The following is a 20,990-nucleotide window of genomic DNA, read 5'->3' as shown; positions in this document are numbered from 1 at the left end:
TAAAAAGAAATGAAAAAAACAATTTTAGTTGCAGGAGCAACAGGCAATTTGGGATCGATGATCTGCATGGCCCTAGTTAAACGTGGCGCAGTAGTAAAAGCCCTTGTACGGCCGGAAAGTGATGCTGAAAAAATTGCTCTGCTTGTAAAAAATGGAATTGAGCCAATTACGGCCCAATACAGCGATCATACAAGTTTGGCAAATGCGTGCGAGGGTGTAGATTGCGTAGTTTCTGCATTGGCAGGCTTAGAAGAGGTAATTGTTGATCACCAAAGTGCCTTGCTGGATGCCGCCCTAAAGTGTGGTGTAAAAAGATTCATTCCATCTGATTTCTGCACCGATTATAATCCATTGGTACAGGGGGAAAATAGAAATTTCGATCTTCGCAGAAAGTTTAAAGCATATATAGATGGCACAACCATACAGGCAACATCAATTTTTAACGGTGCATTTGCCGATATTCTTAAATACAATACCCCCATGCTTGATTTAAAAAATAAAACAATTGGTTACTGGGGCGAAAAGGCAGATTGGAAACTTGATTTCACTACTATGGAAAATACGGCAGACTTTACTGCTGAAGCCGCTCTTAAAGATGAAACTCCGCGTAACCTCCACATTGCCAGCTTTCAGGTTAGCCCAAATATGTTAGCGCAAATTGTAAATTCTATCAACAACGAACATTTTACTGTCCACAAAATTAGCGACCTTGATCAGTTTGCGAAGTTTATAAAGCAACAGCGGGCAGATAATCCTGCTGGAGAAATGGAATTGTACGCCAAATGGCAACAGGCACAATACATGTATTCGATGTTCACCACTCAACACCCAACCCTGGATAATGAGATTTTTGGGCAAACAGCATGGACAACTGCAGCAGATTATCTAAGCCTTTTTATTAAGAAAGCAAATTAGCGTCATTATAACCACCGCAAATTTTTGGGTGATTTACCGTAATAATAAAGTATAGTTGGATTTTTAAACAGCATTATTGAGCCATATATGCTTGAATTTGTTATGATTTCATTCTGATTGTAGCAAGACACAATTAAGTTAGCGTTTTAACCACAGATGGACACAGATAAGCACGGATCTTTATAACGGTGTGCATCCTTCTCATCTGTGGTTAAATTATATTAGCCGTTACCAGAGCTTAACTTAATGCCATTGGAAACACAACGATCTGAACCATAAATTACAAAAAGTACTGGGCATCTTTAGCTTTCCTCCTTACCGCGAACGGTATTATGCAAGTATATTTCTTGTTGTGGAAAAGGAATTTTTATCGCGTTCGCTTTAAACTTTTCGTTAATAGCGGTTACAATATCACTTTTAATTAGGGCTGCCTCCTTAAAATCCCTTACCCAAAAATATATTTTCATATCAATTGAACTTTCGCTAAAAGAATCGTAAAGCACCGCATATGAAGGCTTTTTCAAAATGCGTTGCTCCTCTTCTAAAATTTGACTTACAAGCGTTTTTACAACCGGTAAATCAGAATCATAATCTATGCCTAAAGGAATAAAAACACGTCTTTTGTTTCCGGCCAGCGACCAGTTAATTAAATGCGAACTCAACAGATCCCCATTCGGCATCACCACATCCGCCCCATCCCAGGTGGTTATTACACTGCTTCTAAAACCAACCGATTTCATTGTTCCGGCCTGCCCGCCAATATCTACCACATCGCCAACATTAACGGGCTTTTCAAATGCGATAATTAAACCACTTACCAGGTTGTTAACAATGTTCTGTAACCCAAATCCGATCCCTACGCCTAGTGCTCCAATTACTATTGTAATTCGATCAAGGGGTATCCCCACGGCTGCAATAGCAAGAAAAAGCCCAACGCTTAATATAACAATGCGAATTAAAAGCAACCAGCTCCCTATCCCTTGCATTACGTTCTTTTTTCCCTGTTTATCGTGTACGAGGTGCTTATCCGACGCAAAGAAAGATACCACTTGCGAGGTTACAACGGATACACCCATGATAAAGAAGAATAACAAAAGACCATTGATAGTAAAGGTGTATTCACCCAAGGTTCTTTCTATAGCAAAAAAGTCTTGAACTGGGTTTACCACAGATTCAAAACCTGCAAAATTTCGTCCAAGCAGTAATATCCATCCAAAAACAAGGAGAAAATAAAAAGACATTGGTACCTTTTTACCAACCTTATCGAAGTTGAGGTAGAAAAGTTTCTTATCCTGCTCCTTATATACACTAAATGCAAGAAAAAGGCCCTCATTAATCAGGCGAACAGTCCACAAAAACAAAATGGCAATAACAACATTTAAAAAACCACCGATAAAAAGCGTTTTGGCAAGATTGTACCTGCCAAATATGTTTGCCAGGGTAGAGCCGAATTCTAACAACACCATTAAACCAATTGCCAAAACGATTAATTTCTCACGGAGTTCCTGCTTCTTTCCAGTAATCATAATCACTGCACCTGCAACCGAACCTACTGTAGAAATGATCAGCACCAACCATCTTTCAGGTCTTGAAGCCTGAAGAATAAGATTATCTAAAGCCGCAACCAAGAAAAACACCACCATCAATAGCCAGGTACGCATCCAATACCGAGTAATAAATGCCCTGAACATCACTGTTAAACATAAACAAGATAGGGTCCAGATAATCACATTTAAAACAAATGGAGGAGAGATGAACATAAATTGCGATACATTTAGTACCAATAATATAGCCGAAAGCAGCGGATAACGAAGTACCAGCTTACCTTCAAAATTATCAGTTAAAAGATCTTGTTCTTTATAAATTGATTTCAGGGAGCGGATATACAGAAATGAGCATAATATCAGCAATAGAACAACAAATAATTTCCCTACGTTATTTTCAAGGTAAAAAATAAGTGTCAGCATTCCCTTTGCCTCTGCCTGGTGAAGAATTTCTTTAAAAGGCCTGCTGTAAACGGCCGAATCCCAAATATTGGCAAATTCTCTCTTAAAAGAATTCCTAGCCATATCCTGCTGGTAAGCAGATATTTCTTCCTGACTGATTTGCAGGTTAAATACCAATAGGTTTGTTCTATTTAAAAGAGCCGTTGTGCGCAAAAGATCTTGCTTTAACAGGCTGTCAATAGGATGATATTGGTAAGCCACCACTTTGATCTGTCCGATATACCTGGTTAGGACTGCAGAATCATTAGAAAATTTGAACAGGGCAGGAATGCTTAATAATGAGTCTAACTTGTACCTGAAGGTATTAAGCTGCTCTTGATGTACATCCAGAATCAATTTAATAGCGGCGGCTTTAACCTGTAGCTCGGTTAAGATTTTAGATGTCGCGGTCAAGTTTCTGAAGGTCTGCGCGCTTCCCGTATTAATGATTACCCCATCAATTGCTGTTTTAAAATCTTTATCAATGCCATCTAACCGCGATTTTGTAACCAAATTATCCGGAGACTTTTTAAGGAACATTTTTGCCTTTTGCAGGTTTCGTTTAACCTCTTCAAAAATTTTGTTTTGCGCCAGCAGGGCCTTATCAGACTCAAATTCTTTCGCGCTCGAACTTGCTGATTGCTTTGCGAATCGCTGCATTTTTTCTACAAATCCAATCCTAGCAGTATCACTATGCACAGTGTCTTTTACCTGAGACTTATTTTGTGCCAGCAAAACAATTGGCAATAAGAGTAATATCAGTTGGATTGAAAAGGGTCGAAAGAATATGCTAATATTCACCATGGAGCTTTAGTAAAACAAAAAATTAACTCAAGTTAGAAAAAAAGGTGGGATTTATCTGCACAATGGCGTAGTTCTGAAATTATAAGCAGAATAAGTACATTCGGGTAAAGCTATTTTGAAACCAATTTGAAAGTTTTATTTTTGAAGCTTCTCCTTAAGCACTTCTATGATGGATAATTTTCAGGCGCTGTTCGATTATGTTCAAAAACTTTCAGGCCAAACGCTTTCTGTAGAAGATAAGCAAATACTTACCACTCACTTTAAACCAAAAAAAATCCGCAAGCGGCAATACTTTTTACAGGAAGGCGATGTATGTAAATATACTGGCTTTATTGTAAAAGGGGCAGCCAAAACGTTTACGGTAGATGAAAAAGGGCATGAACATATTTTAAAATTAAGTGTTGAAAACTGGTGGTTGGCCGATTTTGAAAGTTTTTACAAATTAATACCAAGCCGTTTTAATATAGAAGCGTTAGAGGATATGGAGATCTTACAGATTACCCATAACCTGGTAGAGGAATTTATAAAGCCCATCCCCGCTTTTTCGGCAATGCAGAATGTGCTTAGCCAGAACAATACCATAGCGGCACAGAAGAGGATGCAGAATGCCATTAGCTTAACCGGCGAAGAGCGTTTTCAGGAACTCATTAATGATTATCCACATTTTATACAGCGGTTTCCGCAAAATTTAATTGCTTCTTACCTGGGTTTAACCCCCGAAACCTTAAGCCGGATCAGGAAGAACTCTTCCCGGTAGATTGATCTTTATCAAGCGTATTTAATGACTTTTGATAAGATGCAGCTCCTTGCGCAAGTGCATCTTTGACCTAACATTAAATAGGTAAATCATGAGTAAATTAAAAAACAAAGTAGCCGTAATTACAGGCGGTAATAGCGGCATTGGATTTGGTATAGCTGAAGCGTTTAAAAATGAGGGGGCTGCCGGAGCTATTGTTGGCAGAAATCATCAAACTTTAGAACATTCCATTAATCAGTTAGGCAATGATTTTATAGCCCTCAATGCAGATGTAACCAACCTTGCCGATTTGGAGCGGGTGTTTAAAGATACAGCAGAAAAATTTGGCAAAATTGATGTGCTGGTAGCCAATGCCGGTGCAGGAACAACCGGAACCGTAGCAGATGTTAGCGAAGAAGACTATAATAAAACGATGGATCTTAACCTGAAAAGCGTTTACTTCACTGTACAAAAAGCATTGCCTTACATGAATGATGGAGGATCTATCATCCTTATCGGATCTAATGCCGCACATCGGGCATACCCCTCATTCGGACTTTACGGTGCGGCAAAAGCTGCGGTAATCTTTTTTGCTAAAAGCTTTTCGAACGACTTGTTAGAAAGAAAAATCAGGGTAAATGTAATTACGCCGGGCACTACAGATACGCCAGCATTTGATAAATTTGTTCCTGCAGAACATATTGAAGCTGTAAAAACTCAATTTGCAGGTGTAATGCCAATAGGCAGAATCGGGCAGCCATCTGATATTGGTAAAACAGCAGTTTTCCTGGCATCTGAAGATTCTTCGTTTTTACTTGGTGCCGAAATTCTTGTTGATGGCGGCATGACCTACCTGGCCAAGTAATTCTTATTCACTGGCATGAATTTGAATTTGTGCCAGTGAGTAATTAGGTGTTGAAGGTATCCACTCAACAATATTGAAAAGTGATTATCAGCATATTCAATCCTTACTGTTTCTTTGCTTTATTAACAACAAAGGCATTTATTATTGCCATTATAATAATGACAAGGATATTTCTTTGCCAGTTAATTTCGGAGAATATAAAGTAATCGATAAGGAAAAGAACTATCCCACCTATAATAGGAGGTAGTATAATTAAGGGTAATCTATTCATATATATTTGAAGAGATACTACTGATAATGGTAGTTGGCGCCATACCGAACTTTTTCTTAAAAGAATGAGAAAAGTGCGACAAGCTTTCGAAACCCAAATCAAGATAAATGGATGAAGGCTTTTGATGTTTGGTTTCAATAAGGTGTTTGGCTTCATTAAGCCGTTTATCCTGCAACCAATGCCTTGGAGGTGCGCCGAATGTTTTCAGGAAATCGCGTTTAAAACCTGCGAGGCTGCGGCCGGTGAGTTGTGCAAATCTTTCAATGGGCACATTAAAATGGTAATTGCTTAGCATAAACTTTTCCAGGTCGATTTTATACGGTTCAGAAAAATCGAACAGAAAGTTGCGCAGCGTTGGAAGGGCCAATAACAACAATTTAATTCCTTCTTTCACTTTCAGAATCCCCATTTCATCAGTCATGCTGTCGCCCGAACTACGTGCATAAGGCACAATAGATTGAAAATAGCCCTGCAAGAATTCATTTGTAGGAATCAGGATATTGGGCGGACCTATATATTTATGGTCTGCTTCTAACTTTTCTTCAAGCACAATTTTGCGCAAAAGATTTTCTTGCAGGGATATCACAATGGTTTCATAGTTTCCACCGGGCAGCGGCGTTTTAGTAAGCGTACCCAACTGGTTTTTACCAATCAGCAGCACCTCTCCTCCCCTTATTGAGATATTCTGACCGGAGGTTTCCAAAACCAGCTGACCAGAAACCTGTAACACCAGGGTATGGTGATTCCAGAAGCATACTTTCTCCTTACGCTCTGTAGAGAGGTAGGAATAAAAGATTACGCCGGGGAGGATTTCTGCTGGACTGTTCATTTAGCGTTGTAAATAAGTGCCACCATGTATTGCACCTATTGCAAAAGTAGTATTTAAAGTGTTCATTTCTTCAGGTGTAAATGCAATATCCATGGCTTTAATATTTTCAGGCAATCGCGATCTACGGCTCATGCTCACCAAAGGCATAATGTTATTTCCCTGCTCTTTAACCCAGGCAATGGCCAACTGTGTTGGCGTACAGCCTTTATTATGGGCCAGTTGCTTTAACACTTCTACTTTTTCGAGGTTATGCACCAGGTTATCACCCTGAAAACGAGTAAAGTGGCTATGGTAATCATTTTCGGCAAGTGGAGCTTTCATCTCTCCGGTTAACAAACCTTCGGCAGTATTGGCAAAGGCCACTACGGCAATGCCCAACTCGGCAGCTGCGGGTAAAAGATCGGTTTCTATTTGCCGGTCGGCAAGCGAATAACCAATTTCCAGGGCACTTATCGGGTGGATGCTGTTGGCCTGGCGAAGTTGATCAGCATTAATCTCGGATACACCAATATGGCGCACTTTACCTTCTTTAACCAAATCGGCTACGGTGCCAATTATGTCTTCTACCGGTACGCTTCCATCCATCCGGCTGGGCTGGTAAAGATCAATAGTTTCGATACCTAAACGGGTAAGCGAGTAATTGATAAAGTTTTTAATGGCAATCGGTCTGAGATCCAAGCCCAGCCACTGGCCATTGTGAAAGATGGCACCAAATTTTACACTGATAAAGGCATCGTTGCGCCTGTCTTTAATGGCTTTGCCGATAAGCATTTCGTTGTGGCCGGCACCATAAAAATCTCCGGTGTTGATAAAATTAATGCCACTATCCATAGCTTCGTGGATGGTAGCAATACTTTCCGTTTCATTAGGTGTTGGCCCGCCCCAGATAGACGACATGCGCATACAACCTAAACCAAGTTTAGATACGAAGGGACCATTTTGTGCCAATTGAATTTTTGTGATGTTGTTCATAATACAAAGATCAACAATCAGCAATGCGGAAACTTTCTTCTACGGCTCAAATATTTTGCTTGTATGGCTCAATTGTCTAGATTCATTGTATTACCTACGGGTAAGATAAACAAATTGGTTGTGGTCTGAGACGTTCTCTTAATCTCTAAACTTAGATTTAACTTATTATGTATCATTATGAATGCAATACTTACCGAAGCACCGAATCTTCGTTATTTTTTAGAAATTGCAATTTTTTACCAGAAACCAGATGATCACTAACCCAAATATTGAGCTGGCCACCAAGCCACATTACCCCATATTAGATGGCCTGCGTGGCATTGCAGCCATTATTGTAGTTACCTTTCACCTCACCGAACCCTTAGGTACCGGGCACCTCGATATATTGGTTAATCATGGTTACCTCGCTGTAGATTTTTTCTTCCTGTTATCGGGTTTTGTGATGGGCTATGCCTATGACGACAGGTGGCAGAAAATGAGTTTAGGCAATTTTTTTAAACGCCGCATAATCCGTTTGCAACCAATGGTAATTTTAGGGATGACACTCGGTACCATCGGGTTTTACTATACGGATTCTACCATTTGGCCCCTTATTCATACCATCCCATTATGGAAGATGCTGCTCGTGCTGTTAATCGGTTATACCATCCTGCCTGTGCCTTTATCGCTCGATATTCGTGGATGGGAAGAAATGCATCCTTTAAACAGTGTGGGCTGGTCGTTATTTTTCGAATATATTGCCAACATTTTGTATGCGGTGTGGATCAGGAAATTTTCTAAAACGGCGTTAACAATATTGGTCGTTATTGCTGGAATAGCATTGGCACAGCTCGCCATTTCTAACGGCGATGTTAGTGGTGGCTGGACGTTGAATGTAGAACAGGTACGCATTGGCTTTACCCGCACCATGTATCCTTTTTTTGCCGGCCTGCTCCTATCGCGCATTGCGAAACCCACCAAAATTAAAAATGCTTTTTTATGGTGCAGCCTTTTAGTGGCCCTTGTACTTTATATGCCACGTATTGGCGGTGCCGATCACCTATGGATGAACGGGGTATATGAATCCATTTGCATCATCATCGTTTTCCCGCTTATTGTATACATCGGTGCCAGCGGACTGCTGCAAACACAAAGGGAACGTAAAATATGTAAATTTTTGGGCGATATTTCTTACCCGCTTTACCTGGTACATTATCCATTGGTTTATTTTTACGTGGCCTGGATCAGCAACCATAAAGGCGTTACACTTGCGCAGGCCTGGCCATATGCCCTGCTTATTTTAGTTGGGGGTATTGCCTTAGCTTATGCAGCATTAAAATGGTATGATGAACCTGTTCGCAAATGGCTGCAAAAAAAGCTGGCTTAATTACAGCAATTCATTTATACCCCTGCCTGTAGGGTTTTTATTGAAAAAGGTGGCCATTATGCTCTTTACATATGGCCACCTTTTGTGTTTACTTTAAAAAGCCATCCAAATAAGCCAGTATTGTTTTGGTTTGCATCATCAGGCTTACATGGCCCTGCGCCGGCACAATGGCCAGTTGTGCTTTTGGCATCGCACCCATATCGGCAAATTTATCACCACCCAACAAACGGTAGGTTCTAATTAATTCAATTTTATCAAGGCCATCATTATCACCCGCAATGATGAGTACGGGCGAGGTAATTTTAGCAAGCTTGTCGTCGCCCATATCGAAGGGCACATTGGCATACGCAATCATTTGCGTTAAAAAATTTGTCCATTTAGTTTTGTCGGGTGCTACCGCGTCATAAGCAGTTTTCATTGGTGTGTTTGATAACATCTCCGGTTTAAGCCCTTTAAATGCATTGTTTACTTCGGGCAGCCAACCAGTGCTTTTATAGGTAGATGATATGATAACCAGTTTATTTACACGCTTTGCACTTTGTGTAGCAAACTGATAAGCAATGGTTCCGCCCATGCTATAGCCAACAACATCAGCACTATCCACTTTCAAATAATTCAATACCGCTTCAACATCGCTGGCCAGAGTAACCTGGTTTAATTTACGGTCTGAATATGGTGTGTGCCCATGGCCCTGCATTTCTATAGCAATTACTTTCCTGGTTTTGGCTAATTCGGGTATAAGTTCGCCCCAGTTGGTGGCAATCGTCATAAACGCGCCATGCAACAATACCAGCGGTTTACCTGCTCCGTAAACTTCGTAATAAACCTTTAAGCCGTTTGCCGGCGCATAACCGCTTACGGCAGGTTTTAACTGTTGCCCTTTTGATTGAAGTGTGGTTAACATTACCATGGCCATTAACAATATTAATTTAAATGTATTCCCTGTTTTGAATAAGCTTTTCATAAGGCTATTAAAATTTGGTATGAAATTATTTACAATACAAAGATGGCGCACATTTATTGATCCGGTGAGCGGTATAAACGACAACATTAGATGTGAATTGCGTCATTATTTAAACAGGACAGCCTAAGATTTAGTTGCAGGAGATCAGAATCGCGCATATTTAGCTACCGAAAACTTGCAGGAGGCCAAAATCGCGTAATATTGAGTTTTGAATGTTAATAAGTTGCTATTTCTACGCAAACTAAGCTTTTAAGCTTCTATTGATCCAAGATTTCTTAAGGCAATAAGATCAAAAAACATTAATCTAGTACTAAGTTTATCTTCGGGGTCTAAAGTGAGGTATTCTTTCTCTTGTTCTTCAGTTGAAAACAAATAAACAAATCCACACTTTTCGTAATAAGTTAAAGGAATTGGCTCATTATAAGCGTCAACTACGATAAATCTACAACCAGTTTTATTACTTCTTTCTGTAAACCACGCCTTAATGAAATCCATGACTTGCTCACCTATCCCTTGTCTTTTAAAATCACCGTTTATACCTAATCTACCAATAAGAACAGCAGGATAAGAACGCATTGTTTTTTTTCTAGGAATATCTTTTTGAACTTTCTTGCTTCTTGCATTAGGAAGGTGAGTAGTGTTTACACTGTCATTTGAAAGAGTGAACGCAGCAATAATGATCTTGGGATCTTCATCAAGCGTAAAACAATAGGTTTCACCAAGTAAACTTTCATAATATGCCTTTGCATCATTTTGAAAGAAATCGTTTAAATCCTGATGCTTGCAATCAAAAAAAGTGCACCTCTCAACTACATCAACATAGTTTTCCAAGGTGCACTTTTCTTCTAAAAAATTTCCAGCCACTAATATGTTATATCTTTGCTTTTGAGAGAATTTTACTTGCCGACTTAACTTGAGACGAAAAGTCGACAGAGGCCTTTTTGTTAAAGTTTGAGGAAACTTGCTTTTCAAACGAAGCAGCCACCTTGTCTTTTAAGACTGGAATAACTTTAATTGCAATTGCCATGATTCGTAGTTTTTGTTATTTTTATTATTTCTAATGCCAAAGATAGTCCATATATAAAATTTGTCAATATGATATTTTTTTTCTGTCTCAAGCTGTAAAGAATAGGTTATAAATCTTTCTTTCAGCGTAAGATGCAGTTTATAAGTTGTTTAGGCTGACACATAGATGCACTACCTTGATGCGATCTTGCATACAAACAATACCAAAATCAATATCATAATACGAGTTGTTTACATTGCTTTAAAATGATTCGCTGCAGTATCTATTTTCGAATAAACATTTTTATGGAAACATACTAAATGATAATTCTATGACAATCAAATATAAAAATTTGAAATTATTGGAGATAAATTAAGTTATTCATAAAATGTTAACTTCACCATTTTACAAAGCTTATAACAAAATTCACCATAGTAAAAATGCTTTACTTCACCGTCCAATAAGGCGAATCAGTTCTGGCGGTTAATAGATAATCCTCAATTTTTTTCACCACATCAGGATGGGCCGCAGCAACATCATTGGTTTCGCCAATGTCTGTTTTAATGTCGTAAAGTTCCAGTTTATGGTGTCTTTTTACTGCTTTCCATCGGCCGTACCGTACACCCTGTTCAAAGCCCAGCTCGAAAAACTCCCAATATAAAAACCGGTCAGTTTTAACTTTTGCTCCCTTCATTACCGGATAGATACTGGTGCCATCTGTACGGAATCCGGAGGTTTTACCGGCAATTTCTCCAAACGTTGGCATAATATCAGGAAAATATCCAGGTACATCGCTTGTTTTCGGGGCGTTTTTAATAAAGGGTGCCCAGGCAATAAACGGGATTCTGATTCCTCCATCATACATATCCCTTTTGTAGCCTTTAAGCTTACCGTTCGAATCAAAAAATTCTGATACCGCTTTGAGCTGGCTCGTTGGCTCCGATCTTGGCCCGTTATCAGATGCAAAGAACACGATTGTATTCTCCGACAATCCGCTTTTTACCAGGTAATCTTTTATTTTTCCTACCGATTGATCTAAATAATACACCATGGCGGCATAGGTTTTCATATCTTCCGGCCAGTTTTTATTCTTGTAAATGGCCTGGTCTGGCACATCAAGCGGCGAATGCGGATTGTTGAAGTTCAGCATTAAAAAGAAAGGCTTTTTATTGTTTTTCTGCGTTTGCAGATAGGTCAATGCTTCATCCGTACACATATTGGTTTCATAGTATCCTTTTTTTGCATCGGCATTTGGTGCCACGTTTACAAGTTTTCCGTTGATGTAACGGTGATCGGGCCAATAGGTGCTGGCGTAGGTGGAAGGAATATTAATCAGCCAGCCCGAAAATTGATCAAAGCCCCTTTGTAAAGGTGTAGCAAGCGAATCGTAACCATCTACATGCCATTTTCCAACGAGTGAAGTTTCATATCCGGCATCCTGCATCAGGTTTCCTATCGTATAATCATCTTTGGTAAGGTTGGCCCTGTACACTACATTTTTACCTTTCTTACCTGCAATTCCGCCTTGCTCGGTTGCATTGCCCCTAATGGTGGCATGCCCGGTGTTAAGCCCGGTAAGTATTGATCCGCGAGAGGGCGAGCATACCGGTGCCCCGGCATAAAAATCGGTAAACCGCGTGCCTTCATTGGCCAGCTTATCAATATTAGGGGTCAGGATCTGCTTCTGCCCGTACACACCAACGTCGCCATAACCCAGGTCGTCGGCCAAAATAAAAACAATGTTTGGCCTTTGTCCCGCCTTTCGCTGGGCAAAAACTGCTCCGCTGTAAAGCAGCGAAAAGCTGATGATGATTAAACTTCTTATGGTCATTTTATTAAAATCAACACTTGTAATTCTCATAATACACTAGTTATAACCCGGGTTTTGAATATATAGGCCAGGTGCTGTCTGAATTTCTGCAGCAGGTACCGGATAAATTACATAGTTGGGTACAATTTCATTAATTTTAGCAATCCCATCGGCCACCCTCCAGGCATTCATCTGTGTAACGGCAAGTCCTTCGCGCACAAGATCGTTCCAACGGAGGCCTTCGCCCAAAAATTCTCTCTGCCGCTCCTGCATTAAAGTCTGTATGGTTACATTAGTTAATGCACCTACACCTGCCCTGGCCCTAACTTTATTAACCGCTGCATCAACATCGCTCTGCGTGCCTGCCGCTCCATGCAAAATACATTCGGCTTTCATAAGCAAAATATCGGTATAACGCAGTACGATAAAGTTAACAGACCAATCTTTGCCAGACAAGCCTTTTTTGGCTACATCGATATATTTTTTAATAAAAGGCCCCGCAGTATAGGTTGTGGCTACGTTAAATGGGTACCGCGTATCTGTTCCGCTAACCGTATTGGTGGTGTAAGCAGTAACAAGATTTTTGGCCACCGGAAAGGTACTGGCACCATAACCATTTCCAAAGCTGTTGGATATTCCGTTGCCCGTCCAATACGCTACAGGTACCAGATGTGAAGGAAAACCAGCTCCGTTTAAACTGGATGCAAACTGCACATCGAACACCACTTCACTGTTGTTTTCGTTGGTATACGAAAAGATGGAAGCGTAATTAGGGGCAAAACTATAAGGGCTGCCGGTAAGTACCGCATCAAACAGGGCCGCAGCCTTATCATATTCGTTGCTGTTAAGGCCAGGTCCGTTTATACCATAAGTGGGACCCGATTTGGTTAAATAAACCAAGCCCAATAAGCCTTTTGCAGCATACGAGGTTGGCCTTCCAAGGTCGGCACCTGTAAAGGTGGCCGGCAGGTTGGCCGCAGCATATTGCAGGTCCGATTCAATCAGCGCATACACTTCAGCTACCGGGCTTCGGGGAATACTGGTTACTTCTGCTGCACTCTTAACCGTTGCAATTAAGGGCACCTGCCCAAAGGTACGAACGAGGGAAAAATAGTAAAAAGCCCTCAAAAAACGAACTTCAGCTGCATACCTGGTGGCGTTTGCAGGGGTAAGCACGCTTCCTTTGGTTTCTAATGCTGCAAGTACTGTGTTTGCATTGTATATGCCATTGTAATTTGCTTTCCATGCGGTTGCGATAAAGCCCGTTGTGGTAATGCTTGGTGTAAAATTATTAATCCCGTCCCAATCGCGGTTACCGTCAGATGTGGCATTTAAGTTATCGCTCCGCATTTCACCTAACCATAAGGCCTGGCTTGGGTAATTACTCAATTGTGCATACACACCATTTACGGCCTGAAGAAAGTCGTTGTTGTTCGTAAAAAAATTATCGGTGGCTAAACTCGATTCTGGTGTTTGATTTAATTCCTTTTCGCAGCTGCTTAACAACAGTATTGCAGAGAACAGGGTTAAGTATATTTTCGTTTTCATCTTATTTTACTAAAAGCCAATATTTATACCAATTGATGCTGTTTTACTTAATGGCGCCGAACCGTAATCGCCCGATATTGCGTAGCTGGCATCGCCGCTTACATTTGTATTTTGCGCTTCGGGGTTGGCCCCACCCTTGTAGTTATCATGACTGAAATAATTTTCTAACGCCACAAATATTCTTGCCGATGAGATGCCCCGTGTTTTAATCAATCCTTTAAGGTTATAACCCAAGGTGATATTTTGTACCCTGAAGAAATCGCTGGAGTATACCCAATCTGAAGTTACATTGGGATAGGTATAAGTTGCACCCAGTTTACCTCTTGGTGCATCCGGATTTGGATTTGCCGCCCTCCAGCGGTCTCTCCATACCCCAAGTACATTAGCTGTTGTACTTCCGGAAAAGTCTATTGCCCTGCCCAGGTACGAAAGTATCGAACCTCCATGCTGGCCATACAGCTGTACGCCAAGATCGAAGTTGCCATATTTGAAATTGTTTGTCCAGCCCCAGGTATACTTCGGAGAAGGCTGGCCGCCCACTACCCTATCGGCAGCACTTATTTTTCCATCACCGTTGGCATCAACATACTTTGCATCTCCAGCTTTCTGTCCTGATACTTTTGCCACCGCCGGATTGGCAACATCAGCAGCAGTTAAAATGCCATCCGTTTTGGTAATGTAATAGCTAAAGGCAGGCAGCCCTTCCCTTAACAGATATGGGGCATTGCTCCCGCTGTAAGCAGAGGCAATTTCAATATCAGCATGTGTAGGGCCAAGATCGGTTACCGTATTTTTGTTAAAGGCAATGTTGGCATTCATTGTCCAGCTGAAGTTGGCCGTTTTTACGTTTACGGTGTTCAACCCAAACTCTAAACCTTTATTAACAACTGCGCCTATATTTTGTAAGCTGCTGCTAAAACCACTTGCAGAGAGTACCGGCAGGTTTAATAATAAATCTGTATTCTTTTTATGATAGGCATCGAAAGTAAAATTGATTCTGTTGGCCAATAAACTGAGGTCTAAACCAAGATCTTAAGTGTTGGATGTTTCCCATTTCAGTGCTTTGTTGGCAAGGCCCGAAACCACCTGCCCGGTGGCTGTTGTTGGCGTATTGCCGCCAAATACATAGTTGGCATTTATAAGTGTGCTTATGGCGTTATAATCGCCAATGTTGTTGTTACCCGATTTACCCCAGCTTAACCTTAATTTTAGTTCGCTGATGGCTTTAACATCTTTAAGAAAAGATTCTTCTGAAACTTTCCATCCGGCAGATACCGAAGGAAAGGTACCCCACCGGTTTTCGGTACCGAATTTTGAAGAGGCATCCCTCCTGATGGTACCTGATAACAGGTAGCGGTCTTTAAAAGCATATTGCAACCTGCTATAGTAAGAAAAAAGCGTACTGTTTGCCGCGGTTGATGTTCCTGTGGTGGTAACACCTGCCGAGTTGGCAATAGCATTACTTAGGGTTTTAATGATATCATTTGCAAAACCACCTGCTGTTGCAAGGCTCACGCCCTCGGTATGTACAATATTGTAAGATACCCCTGCAACGGCCGAAATTTTGTGTACACCAGCAATTGTGTACTATAATTTAGTGTGTTTTCGTTTAGGAAATTTTGTTTTTTGATTACCGCATAAGAACCGGTTGAGTATAAGCCAGGGTTGGTTAATAAAGCTGATGCTGCGCCTACAGTAACCTGATCGGATGTGTATTTTGAAGTGTTCCTGTCCAGGTTGTCATAATTTACACTCGAGCGTAACGACAGGCCTTTTATAATCTGATAATCTCCGTATACGGAAGCAAGCAGCCTGGAAGTTTTCACTTTGTTAATGGCTGTTTCCAGGTAAGCATATGGGCTGATTATCCTTGGGCTACCCCAGGTGTAGGTGCTGTAACCATAAGCACCGGAATTTAATCCTGCCGTACTTTCTACAACGGGTACCATTTGTAAGGCATTCATCAATTGGTTGTCTTTACCCTCGCCCGGTGGCGCATTGTTAACAGAATAAGATGGCGCGAGATTGATTCCGAACTTAAGTTTTTTACTGGCATTGGCTTCTACATTGGCCCTTAAACCATAGTTTTTAAAATTGGAGTTAATCAGCGTTCCATTTTGGTTGAGTACATTACCGGAGATAAAGTAGTTTACGTTTTCCGATCCGCCACTTGCCGAAACCTCATAGTTTTGATAAGGTGCACTGGTAAAAATTGCATCCTGCCAATCTACATAATCAAGCCCCGGGTGCCCGGGCTGTGCCCACCTCGGATCCGTCATGTAACTGGTGTTTATTGTGCCTGCGGCCAAACCTAAAATAGCAGCTCTTTCTGCATTGCTTTGGCTGGCTGTTCTGCCCGTACCCGATGCTACCCATGCCGCGTTGGCCAGTTCGGTTGCCTGGGCCACCCATTCATCAGCATCGAGCATATCGATTTTTCTGGCAACTGAACTGATGCCTGCATTGGCGTTTAAAGTGATTCGGGGTTTACCCGCCACACCTTTTTTGGTGGTAATAATCACAACGCCATTCGCCGCACGTGAACCATAAATAGCCCCGGCAGCAGCATCTTTTAATACCTGTACACTTTCAATATCGTTAGGGTTAAGGTTATCAAGCGGACTGTTGGAGATTCCGCCAGCGGCATTCTGACTGGCTACATCAAGCGGGAAACCATCCAGAACATACAGGGGTTCGTTACCTGCTGTAATGGAACCTGCCCCACGTACCTGAATGCTTAGGCCTGCACCGGGTGTGCTGCTTTGCTGCCTTACCTGCACACCAGCCATTTGGCCGATAAGTGCCTGCTCTACCCTCGATATCGGCTTTTCTTCTACAGCTTTTGCATTAAAACTAGCCACAGCACCGAGAACATCACTTTTTCTCTGGGTTCCGTAACCCACTACCAACACTTCATCTAGCTTACTTTGATCGGGATCGAGCTTAATCAAAAGTTGTTCGCCTTTATAAAGCACTTCCTGGGTTTTGTAGCCTACATAGGTAAAAACTAATGTGGGTTGGTTTACCTCGGTAACCAATTGAAATTCGCCATCAGGATTGGTAGATACTGCCTGGGCAGTTCCTTTTATACGTATGCTTACCCCCGGCAACGGAAGGTTCTTTTCGTCGGTCACTTTTCCCTTAATTGTAATGGCATTCCATCGCTGATGAACAACATTTAGCACACCAAAAGTGCTGTACACTGGTGGGTTTGCAGTTTGGGGGCTATTCGGGTGCGCAGGTAGCTTAACATGTGTTTCTTTAATACTTTTATTTGCCGAAGCAGGTAAAATGGAGGAAAACAGGAAAAACCCTGTTAAACCTGGTAAAAAAAGTGTTTTTAACAAAGGTTTGTGATGCGAGTCCTTCCAGAACATTCCGCTTATTTTCATAATTAAGGTTGGTTTATGCCAATTATAAAATTGCAATGGGCTTAATGGGATGAAAAAACTCCTGCAATTTTCTTAATTTTAGCATGATCATTGAATAAATAGACCGGGTGCAACGCCAATTGATCTCCGGTTAAATGGTTTAATGTGAGGAATGTGCAGAAATGCATTTCCCCTATGTTGTAAATTATAACGCTGCGCTGTTGGTAAGCTTCTTTTTCTACCTCATATTGTGTTTACCTGCTTCATATGTATAACCAGGTAAATGGCTACGCTTATGTTTTGCTGTTTAATGCAAAGATCATATAGCAAATATTGATGATGAGGAAAATTTGCCGTGCCGTAACCTCACTTTCGATATGAGTTGTTAAAAAAAAAATCTATCGAGAAGCTTTCTGCCAGAGAAAAGATTAATTCAACAACAACTACAGCGGTTACTGTAGCAAATTTTTGGTATCAGATGGTAGGGAGTAAGGAGTGGTTCGGGATTCATAATATATAAAGTCTATCTTATTAGTAGACAAAATTATATTATCTTAACATGCCCTACAAACATTTAACAAAATTTACGATTTTGATAATTTTTGAACTTCCGGCAACGATGGCATAACGATTTGCATGCTCAATAATTATTCTATTGATAAAAATATTCAGTAAATGGATTGTATTGCAAAAGTGATGGAGATTGGGAAAGTAATTAACGAAGGGAAAAAGTCAAACCATTTATCCGATCTGCAATAAGCGGGCATTACCAATATGATGTTAAAACTAAAGCCCATCGTAATGAGCTTTGATCATACCATTTCATGTATTAATCAATTAAAAGTTGCCCTAAACGCCAGTGGCGAAAGCTGCGTTTTTGCTTTAAACAGTTTACTAAACGATTGCGAATGTTCGAAACCCAATTGATAGGCAATTTCGCTGACTGATAAATTTGAAGTAGATAATTTTTCTTTGGCTTTTTCAATAAGCTTATTGTGCACATGCTGTTGCGTGCTCTGCCCCGTTAAAATACTTTACCGATACTCTTTATGCCTTTCGTAATATTTTCTCCATCGCTCTGCCCTTTGCCAATTCATCAACCAACTTATCCAGGTACCTGACTTGTTTGGTTAAAATATTTTCGATTTCCTCAATGCGGTACCCACAAATTGATCCGGTGATCAGGCATGCATTAGGATTTAATGTTGACTGCTGAAAAAAGCTTTCAAAAGTTACTTTTTCATCAATAAGCTGCTGGAGTTTTTGCTTGTTGAAACCTGTTAACCAGGTAACCACTTCATCTAATTCTTCTTTTGTTCTGCCTTTTTTCTCCACTTTTGCCACATACATAGGATAAACTGAAGCAAATGTCATTTTTGCAATGCGCTCATTGTGGGTATCAGAAGTATTCATATGGATATGCTAATGTTAAACCTTATTGCCTATAGCGATACCAAATTTAACATTTATTTTTAGGAAGGATAAATCAATCTAGCATTCTTTCATATTGATGAATAATAGCAATTATTACCCAAACGCACCTGTCTTTCCGGTTTCCAAAAAAAAAGATGACACCTACAACACCAGGAAAACATTATTTGAAAAGCAGTTTAAGCCCGCTCTGAACCAACATAATAGTCTTTTTTAACCACGGCTGCGGTAACCATTAGCTGACCAACATGCCTCATGGTATGCTCGGCTGCATGGAATAACAAACCTATTACAGTTGAAGGGAGGCCTGCACGGCCCACTCCTCTAAAATCGGGCAGGGTAGATATATCTGTATTTTTTAGCTGCGCCAAGGCTAAATCGACCTGATTACTGAAACGGTTTACCAAATCGGCCACAGTGTATGGATCTGCCGCATCGTTACCTTCTTCTGCCAATTGTGCAAACTGAAATTGGGAAAGCCCTTGTGCCCTTGCATAAGTAAAAACCCGATCGAGTACGCCACTTAAGTGCTGAAGATGAAAACCTGTAGAAGCCATTCCGGCCGGGCGTTCCCAAAGTAAAGCTACCGGAAAACCATCCATGTATTCGTTAATCTCCTCTCTGGCTTGCAGTAATGCATGAGCAATAGGCTGTAGTAATGGATTAAACTCTGGCAGCGGACCTCTTTGCCAAACTTCTAACTTTTGCGACATATCTTAAATAAATATTGCCTTATAGGTAGGAAACCGTTATTATCAGCAACCAGATTACGCTAAATGTGCCTCCAAAATAAACCATAGACATATTTTGTTTAAGGTTTTTCTTGATGAAAGCGGCATAAATCATCCAGCCGAAAAATGCAATAAAATATAACGGAACTGCGAATAACAACATAGCTTATAAATTGATAATCAAATATAAACAAAACCTGTGAGAAATTTCGTCTACCATTAAGAAACGCAAGTGAAAACAAATCTTTGATTATTTATTGCTAACTTCTTTTTCAACTGAGATAAGGCATTGTAAAAGAATCAACAAATCATCATGCTGAACCAAGCGAAATGCCTTAGATATTAAGTACCTAAAGATAATTCACCATGTTCAGCACAATATTATATTACAAGATCGATCTTACCAAACCACCCTCTACCCTAATGGCTGCGCCATTGGTGCCAGAAGCTAAAGGACTTACGTAAAAAGTAACGGCATTCGCTATTTCGCTTACATCAAGAAAGCGCTGTAACAATGAAGTAGGCCGCATATTTTTGAAAAAGTCGGTTTCTACCTCTGCTATACTAATGTTTCCCTTTTTCGCCAAATCTTCAATAAAACCACCCACTCCTTTTGATTTTGTTGGCCCTGGCAAAATTGAATTTACAGTTACTTCTGTACCCTTGGTTAATTCTGCCAAGCCACGACTTACCGCCAGCTGGGCAGTTTTGGTCATACCGTAATGGATCATCTCATCCGGAATAAACACAGCCGATTCGCTTGAAATAAAAATAATTCTGCCCCAGTTCTTCTTCAACATTTTAGGGAACAACTCGCGGGATAACCTGATGCCGCTCATTACATTTACCTCAAAAAACCTGAACCAATCTTCATCGCTTATCTCTTCAAAGGCTTTGGGTTCAAAAATTCCAGCATTGTTAACCAGAATATCGATTTCAGGAAGTGCTGCAATCAGCCTGTTTACGTCTTCGGCACTCGAAAAATCAGCAGCAATACCCGAAATAAATTCACTGCCTGCAATACTTTCCAATGCTTTAACTGCATCATCTACACTTTGCTGCGAACGGCCATTTATGATTACTTTTACGCCTTCTTTTAACAAACTTTCGGCAATTGAGAATCCAATACCAGCGGTAGATCCGCTTATAAAAGCTGTTTTATTCTTTAATTGTAAATCCATTTCTAATTTTTAAAATGTTAATCATAATATTAACTGCCATTTGGCATGTAAAACTTTTTAACTTAGTTGCTTTAAGCAATACAAACTGAACAATTTTCTGCTTAAAATGTGTCATTTCAATATGCTAAAAATGAATAATCGTTAAAGCAATCCGGGCATCATTTTTGAACACAGAGTCTGGCTATAATAAACATATAGCTAAAAC

18 protein-coding genes and 1 pseudogene are annotated in these 20,990 nt (G+C 40.5%); 4 read left to right on the top strand and 15 right to left on the bottom strand.

The genetic code is table 11. From position 1 onward, the window contains the following. Positions 1-9 precede the first annotated feature (9 nt). Complete coding sequence (locus ACZZZW_RS06190; protein WP_463492583.1) at positions 10-915, top strand: NmrA family NAD(P)-binding protein; 906 nt, start codon at positions 10-12, stop codon at positions 913-915. Between the two features lie 302 nt (positions 916-1,217). Here the strand turns inward: ACZZZW_RS06190 and ACZZZW_RS06185 are convergent, their stop codons facing one another. Then, on the bottom strand, positions 1,218-3,560 hold the full coding sequence (locus ACZZZW_RS06185; RefSeq protein WP_463492582.1) for a mechanosensitive ion channel family protein: 2,343 nt from the start codon (positions 3,558-3,560) through the stop codon (positions 1,218-1,220). Between the two features lie 310 nt (positions 3,561-3,870). On the opposite strand from ACZZZW_RS06185, the gene ACZZZW_RS06180 reads away from it, so the two are divergent. Together ACZZZW_RS06180 and ACZZZW_RS06175 are read left to right on the top strand one after the other, a co-directional pair. Next, entirely contained in the window at positions 3,871-4,461 is a 591-nt protein-coding gene (locus tag ACZZZW_RS06180) for a Crp/Fnr family transcriptional regulator (RefSeq protein ID WP_055909647.1), read from the top strand. A gap of 91 nt (positions 4,462-4,552) precedes the next feature. Next, positions 4,553-5,305 (top strand): SDR family NAD(P)-dependent oxidoreductase, encoded by a 753-nt coding sequence (locus ACZZZW_RS06175; RefSeq protein WP_055909643.1) that lies wholly within the window; start codon positions 4,553-4,555, stop codon positions 5,303-5,305. A gap of 263 nt (positions 5,306-5,568) precedes the next feature. Here ACZZZW_RS06175 and ACZZZW_RS06170 read toward each other — a convergent pair whose 3' ends face one another. After that, the gene (locus tag ACZZZW_RS06170) at positions 5,569-6,405 is read right to left on the bottom strand and encodes a helix-turn-helix domain-containing protein (protein ID WP_463492581.1); all 837 of its coding nucleotides are present in this window, start codon (positions 6,403-6,405) and stop codon (positions 5,569-5,571) included. Beyond that, a complete protein-coding gene (locus ACZZZW_RS06165; RefSeq protein ID WP_463492580.1) occupies positions 6,406-7,377 on the bottom strand; it encodes an aldo/keto reductase in 972 nt (323 codons plus the stop codon). Positions 7,378-7,627: 250 nt separating this feature from the next. Between ACZZZW_RS06165 and ACZZZW_RS06160 the strand changes: the two genes are divergently transcribed. Beyond that, positions 7,628-8,743 (top strand): acyltransferase family protein, encoded by a 1,116-nt coding sequence (locus tag ACZZZW_RS06160; protein ID WP_055909634.1) that lies wholly within the window; start codon positions 7,628-7,630, stop codon positions 8,741-8,743. Between the two features lie 88 nt (positions 8,744-8,831). Here the strand turns inward: ACZZZW_RS06160 and ACZZZW_RS06155 are convergent, their stop codons facing one another. From ACZZZW_RS06155 to ACZZZW_RS06100, 12 genes and pseudogenes are all read right to left on the bottom strand, one after another. Beyond that, on the bottom strand, positions 8,832-9,707 hold the full coding sequence (locus ACZZZW_RS06155) for an alpha/beta fold hydrolase (protein ID WP_055909631.1): 876 nt from the start codon (positions 9,705-9,707) through the stop codon (positions 8,832-8,834). Positions 9,708-9,956: 249 nt separating this feature from the next. Further along, positions 9,957-10,571 carry a GNAT family N-acetyltransferase gene (locus ACZZZW_RS06150; protein ID WP_463492579.1) on the bottom strand — a complete coding sequence of 205 codons (615 nt, stop codon included), beginning with the start codon at positions 10,569-10,571 and terminating at the stop codon, positions 9,957-9,959. Between the two features lie 7 nt (positions 10,572-10,578). After that, positions 10,579-10,734 carry a hypothetical protein gene (locus ACZZZW_RS06145; RefSeq protein ID WP_157255418.1) on the bottom strand — a complete coding sequence of 52 codons (156 nt, stop codon included), beginning with the start codon at positions 10,732-10,734 and terminating at the stop codon, positions 10,579-10,581. A 424-nt stretch (positions 10,735-11,158) separates the two neighbouring features. After that, complete coding sequence (locus ACZZZW_RS06140) at positions 11,159-12,574, bottom strand: arylsulfatase (protein WP_055909628.1); 1,416 nt, start codon at positions 12,572-12,574, stop codon at positions 11,159-11,161. A 6-nt stretch (positions 12,575-12,580) separates the two neighbouring features. Further along, positions 12,581-14,071, bottom strand: a complete 1,491-nt coding sequence (locus tag ACZZZW_RS06135) for a RagB/SusD family nutrient uptake outer membrane protein (protein ID WP_055909625.1) — start codon at positions 14,069-14,071, stop codon at positions 12,581-12,583. Between the two features lie 9 nt (positions 14,072-14,080). After that, positions 14,081-15,079 carry a hypothetical protein gene (locus ACZZZW_RS06130; protein WP_463492578.1) on the bottom strand — a complete coding sequence of 333 codons (999 nt, stop codon included), beginning with the start codon at positions 15,077-15,079 and terminating at the stop codon, positions 14,081-14,083. A gap of 24 nt (positions 15,080-15,103) precedes the next feature. Continuing rightward, positions 15,104-15,586 carry a TonB-dependent receptor domain-containing protein gene (locus tag ACZZZW_RS06125; RefSeq protein ID WP_463492577.1) on the bottom strand — a complete coding sequence of 161 codons (483 nt, stop codon included), beginning with the start codon at positions 15,584-15,586 and terminating at the stop codon, positions 15,104-15,106. Continuing rightward, on the bottom strand, positions 15,583-17,463 hold the full coding sequence (locus ACZZZW_RS06120) for a SusC/RagA family TonB-linked outer membrane protein (RefSeq protein WP_463492576.1): 1,881 nt from the start codon (positions 17,461-17,463) through the stop codon (positions 15,583-15,585). The genes ACZZZW_RS06125 and ACZZZW_RS06120 overlap by 4 nt, the downstream gene beginning before the upstream one ends. Positions 17,464-18,275: 812 nt before the next feature. Further along, positions 18,276-18,473 (bottom strand): annotated as a pseudogene (locus ACZZZW_RS06115) (helix-turn-helix domain-containing protein); the annotation flags it as partial. A 16-nt stretch (positions 18,474-18,489) separates the two neighbouring features. Continuing rightward, positions 18,490-18,855, bottom strand: coding sequence for a DUF2200 domain-containing protein (locus ACZZZW_RS06110; RefSeq protein WP_055909622.1), 366 nt, complete (start codon positions 18,853-18,855; stop codon positions 18,490-18,492). A gap of 197 nt (positions 18,856-19,052) precedes the next feature. Then, entirely contained in the window at positions 19,053-19,586 is a 534-nt protein-coding gene (locus ACZZZW_RS06105; protein ID WP_055909612.1) for a DinB family protein, read from the bottom strand. Between the two features lie 404 nt (positions 19,587-19,990). Continuing rightward, positions 19,991-20,785: an SDR family NAD(P)-dependent oxidoreductase gene (locus tag ACZZZW_RS06100; RefSeq protein ID WP_055909609.1), complete on the bottom strand. Its 795-nt coding sequence runs from the start codon at positions 20,783-20,785 to the stop codon at positions 19,991-19,993. Positions 20,786-20,990 lie beyond the last annotated feature (205 nt).

The organism is Pedobacter sp. AC379 (assembly GCF_979258145.1).
Note: the sequence above shows the minus strand (reverse complement) of the source record. Positions and strands in the feature narration are given on the sequence as shown.

Coding starts and splice junctions, on each gene's coding strand:
- ACZZZW_RS06190 (WP_463492583.1), top strand. CDS start 10: ATGAAAAAAACAATTTTAGTTGCAGGAGCAACAGGCAATTTGGGATCG.
- ACZZZW_RS06185 (WP_463492582.1), bottom strand. CDS start 3,560: ATGCAGCGATTCGCAAAGCAATCAGCAAGTTCGAGCGCGAAAGAATTT.
- ACZZZW_RS06180 (WP_055909647.1), top strand. CDS start 3,871: ATGATGGATAATTTTCAGGCGCTGTTCGATTATGTTCAAAAACTTTCA.
- ACZZZW_RS06175 (WP_055909643.1), top strand. CDS start 4,553: ATGAGTAAATTAAAAAACAAAGTAGCCGTAATTACAGGCGGTAATAGC.
- ACZZZW_RS06170 (WP_463492581.1), bottom strand. CDS start 6,405: ATGAACAGTCCAGCAGAAATCCTCCCCGGCGTAATCTTTTATTCCTAC.
- ACZZZW_RS06165 (WP_463492580.1), bottom strand. CDS start 7,377: ATGAACAACATCACAAAAATTCAATTGGCACAAAATGGTCCCTTCGTA.
- ACZZZW_RS06160 (WP_055909634.1), top strand. CDS start 7,628: ATGATCACTAACCCAAATATTGAGCTGGCCACCAAGCCACATTACCCC.
- ACZZZW_RS06155 (WP_055909631.1), bottom strand. CDS start 9,707: ATGAAAAGCTTATTCAAAACAGGGAATACATTTAAATTAATATTGTTA.
- ACZZZW_RS06145 (WP_157255418.1), bottom strand. CDS start 10,734: ATGGCAATTGCAATTAAAGTTATTCCAGTCTTAAAAGACAAGGTGGCT.
- ACZZZW_RS06140 (WP_055909628.1), bottom strand. CDS start 12,574: ATGAGAATTACAAGTGTTGATTTTAATAAAATGACCATAAGAAGTTTA.
- ACZZZW_RS06135 (WP_055909625.1), bottom strand. CDS start 14,071: ATGAAAACGAAAATATACTTAACCCTGTTCTCTGCAATACTGTTGTTA.
- ACZZZW_RS06120 (WP_463492576.1), bottom strand. CDS start 17,463: ATGAAAATAAGCGGAATGTTCTGGAAGGACTCGCATCACAAACCTTTG.
- ACZZZW_RS06110 (WP_055909622.1), bottom strand. CDS start 18,855: ATGAATACTTCTGATACCCACAATGAGCGCATTGCAAAAATGACATTT.
- ACZZZW_RS06105 (WP_055909612.1), bottom strand. CDS start 19,586: ATGTCGCAAAAGTTAGAAGTTTGGCAAAGAGGTCCGCTGCCAGAGTTT.
- ACZZZW_RS06100 (WP_055909609.1), bottom strand. CDS start 20,785: ATGGATTTACAATTAAAGAATAAAACAGCTTTTATAAGCGGATCTACC.